We start from the raw sequence: 3,410 nt of genomic DNA, 5'->3' as shown, positions 1-3,410 counted from the left end.
TCCAAGCACTGACCAAGCCCAGTCAAAATCTATAATCTGGTTACTGTTGTGCAACTGTTGAGCCAGTTCAAATGTAAATACTGGTGTCATAAAATTGCTCTAGTTAATAAATTTGAAAAGTATTAGCAGAAACTTCTTTTAGTAGTGTGTTTGCTATGCCAACAAGACACACTTGCTCCCCTTGAGCTATGCTCACGCACTGTGTGGTGTCGGAAAATAAATTGGAGTGAGCAGCAGTGAAAATTGCTGCCCACAGTTGGTTTTAGACTGTTAGCAATTTTTGACCTTGGGCTGCGCCAGAAAGCAGCGATCGCCATTCTTTAGGGCTGAGGTGTTCAAGAAGCCTGTATCCCAAATATTCATCAGCTGCGCTCTCGGACAACAACTGCACAGCATCTGCTGCCGAGTTACATGGAATACGTTGATTGTCCTGTGCTGCACGTACTACCCACCAGCGACCATCAGTGCATCCTACTTCACCCAATTTCACATCACTCTGGTAAATGCCATCGTCCAGCATTTCAAACCCATAGTTCTCGCACGCGCTGAAAATCTCAGCCATGATTTCGTTTCCAGTAGCCCAGGGTTCTTCAGGTTCTAGCTGCTCTTGCAATGGTAGTTTGCCTTGCTGGTACTGCTGTTTAATATAGCTGTGGCATCTAGCCGGACTGATGTCGCGGAAAATCTCAATACCGTTAATCATTACCCGCCAGTATAAATTCTGGTAATTGCCGTGGTCGTAGCTAATACTCGCTACCAATTCATCCCCAACAAATGCCTCTTGGTCATAAAATGAGATTTCTAAAATTGTTGGGGCTTCTGGTACTTCGGTTTCAGTTTGTGGGTTAAGTTTTCCATCCTTGTGCTGCCATTCGATGAATCGTTGGCATCGGGCGATTGTGGTATCCCGGAAAATCTCTTCACCATTCACCATAACTACCCAAGGTTGCGTAACAAACTCGTCATAGTCGTAGGCAATGTAAGCGACCAGTTGCTTGAGTGCGTAAACTTCGTAGTGGTAGCAGTTGATTTCTACTGTGGTCAGTTGTGGAGCTATGGTTTCGGCTTGGTCTGCAATGTACTGGTCAAGTTCGGCTTGGGCAAGTGCTTGTTCGTCAGGGGTAGGATTAACGGCTGTCTCAACTCTGATTGCCTGATAATCGGCGATCGCACTCATCCAAGCATCCTTGCACCGCTTGTCAAGTACCTCAACTGTGCAGCCGACTTCACAATAGATTTGCTTGAGCCGAGCTATGGATTTGTGTTGCAGCTGTTGATGGCTATAAGTTGTATATGTCATGATTGATGAGTCTCTAAAAGGACAGAAGGCGCTCAAGATTCGCAGTCGGGAGCGCTTTCTTTATTTATATGGTAGCACTACTTTAATGCTACTTAAACATTTTTATTATGCTAAGGTAGCGTTACCCTCATGCTATAATGAAGGGAGTATAGTTTTGGAGTAGTGCTATGGTGTTATCGGTGGTTACAGCCAAAAAGCGAATGTCGCTTTATTTGGATGAAGCATTAAAGTCTGACTTGGAACGGTTAGCCAAGATTCGGAAGCGTTCTCTATCAAATTTGATAGAAGTTATTTGCGAAGAAGAGCTAGAACGCGCTAGGAAGAGTGGAGAATTCAAGGATGCATGACCTTAAGTCATCAATCTTTACGCTGTAACTTCATTTCAGCAGCAGTAGAAACTGTAAATAGTAGGTCATATTTACATAAATTGAGGCAAACAGATACTAGATACTCTAATGGAACCGACTTTGAGTAAATTAAAGCTAATTTCAGTATTAGTATGGTTAACACCTAATGAGGAGGCATTATAAGTCAATGAGCAGAAATATTTACCGTCATTGCCAGCAAAATGACATTTAGCAGAGCAATACAAAATCCTTGTGATTGCTACCCTGCTGGAAGGCTCCGCCTACATTCTGCTCTCCTTCCCCTACAAAGACACTAGGCGAGCGGAAACGCTTGAGAGCGAACACTCCATTCGCACATTTGTGTAACTACTTAAGTATTTTTGTTCCTGCTCAAATTAACGTATCAATCTTGCCATCACTTGAGCTAGAAGAGGTGGATAAATGAACAACCCACCCCGTAAGCGCAAAAAAGCCACCTCTACATCCAGTGACTTACAACCAACAGTTAACCCACAAAATATCTCTTCCCAGGACAATCAAGATGTAGTAACCATCGATGTTCCTGCTGTTGAAGTTCCAGAATTAACCCCAGAAGAACAGAGCGATCGCTTGCACCTCGAACGCAAGGTAGAACGGGCATTTTTTGAGGCTGGTAAGGCATTAGCAGAATTGCGCGAGCGCAGACTGTACCGTTCAACCCACCGCACATTTGAGGAATATTGCCGCGATAGATTTGGGCATAGCCGCCGCCAGTCTTATCTTCTAATGGATGCAACTGTTGTTTTTGATAACTTGGTTGAAAAATGTGATCAATTTGATCACAAATTGCCAACAGCAGAAGGACAAATTCGCCCACTCACTAAGCTAGAACCCCAGCAGCAACAGGAAGTTTGGCAACAGGCAGTACAGAAAGCTGGTGGAAAAGTACCAACTGGAAAAATCGTCAAAGGTATAGTGCAACGCATTATGGAACGTACCCAAATACCCAACACCTACCAGTTGGGTGAAGTCTGCCAAATCTTAGCCAAAGACAATCCCGAACTCAGGGGCAAAGGCGGTTGCTGGGCGATTGTCACTCAAGTAAACGACTTCAGTTGCACCGTGAGGACTTGGGATGGAGAACTGACCCTTGGGCTGAAGCATCTGAAGTCTTATGAATATCTACATGAGGATTGTCAGCAGATGCAAGAGATATGCGAGCGTATTTCACGGGTGTACTCCAGTGGGCTTGAGGAATCGGTGCAGAGGTTTTTGGAGTCTTTGGGGAAGCTGAAGCGGGCTTATTTGACGGGGTTGGAGGAGAAGGTGTTGAGGGTGCTGGAGTCGGAAATTCAAGGTTGACGTTTGTTAAATAATATTTGACAGTTCTGCTCGTTACCTCTGGTTGAAATAGGCTATTTATGTAATGCTAAGGGGATTTAGGAGATGCCAAAAAACAGCCAGAGCAATTATCAGGGTAATCTTAAACAAGAAGCCTCTGTTGGTTCGCGCATCCTTGAAGCACTTACCGAAGGTGAAATTTCCCAGCTACTCGACTCCTTATTTGTGGTTTTATCCAAAGAACAGCGAGAAACTGCATTTGCTCAACTGCAAGCGAATACCCAGGAAACTTTAACTCAAATCATCACTCCATCTCAAACAGTAGAACAGGTAAAAACAAGCCAAGAACGACCAACTTCTTTAGCAAAATTAGCTCAAACTTGGTCGCAACTATGGGAACAATGGAATCAGATTATTTGGCAAGCATCCCAAGAAGAGGGGAA

General features: G+C 44.1%; 4 protein-coding genes. 3 read left to right on the top strand and 1 reads right to left on the bottom strand.

Features of this window, described 5'->3' with window-relative positions; translation table 11 throughout:
- Window positions 1–262 precede the first annotated feature (262 nt).
- Window positions 263–1,300 (bottom strand): hypothetical protein, encoded by a 1,038-nt coding sequence (locus H6G41_RS34305; RefSeq protein ID WP_190752835.1) that lies wholly within the window; start codon window positions 1,298–1,300, stop codon window positions 263–265.
- A gap of 167 nt (window positions 1,301–1,467) precedes the next feature.
- Between H6G41_RS34305 and H6G41_RS34300 the strand changes: the two genes are divergently transcribed.
- From H6G41_RS34300 to H6G41_RS34290, 3 genes are all read left to right on the top strand, one after another.
- Window positions 1,468–1,647, top strand: a complete 180-nt coding sequence (locus H6G41_RS34300) for a hypothetical protein (protein ID WP_190752833.1) — start codon at window positions 1,468–1,470, stop codon at window positions 1,645–1,647.
- 441 nt (window positions 1,648–2,088) lie between these two features.
- Entirely contained in the window at window positions 2,089–2,988 is a 900-nt protein-coding gene (locus H6G41_RS34295; RefSeq protein WP_190752831.1) for a hypothetical protein, read from the top strand.
- An 84-nt stretch (window positions 2,989–3,072) separates the two neighbouring features.
- On the top strand, window positions 3,073–3,410 hold a 338-nt coding region (locus tag H6G41_RS34290; RefSeq protein ID WP_199316474.1), incomplete at its 3' end, for a hypothetical protein.

Origin of the sequence: Tolypothrix sp. FACHB-123 (assembly GCF_014697075.1) — a bacterium.
Taxonomy (GTDB): Bacteria; Cyanobacteriota; Cyanobacteriia; order Cyanobacteriales; family Nostocaceae; genus Aulosira.
The sequence above is the reverse complement of the archived record's forward strand: the minus strand, read 5'-3'. Positions and strand labels throughout refer to the sequence as shown.

Excerpts from the sequence above, each read along its gene's own strand:
- H6G41_RS34305 (WP_190752835.1), bottom strand. The coding sequence starts at position 1,300 with ATGACATATACAACTTATAGCCATCAACAGCTGCAACACAAATCCATA.
- H6G41_RS34295 (WP_190752831.1), top strand. The coding sequence starts at position 2,089 with ATGAACAACCCACCCCGTAAGCGCAAAAAAGCCACCTCTACATCCAGT.
- H6G41_RS34300 (WP_190752833.1), top strand. The coding sequence starts at position 1,468 with ATGGTGTTATCGGTGGTTACAGCCAAAAAGCGAATGTCGCTTTATTTG.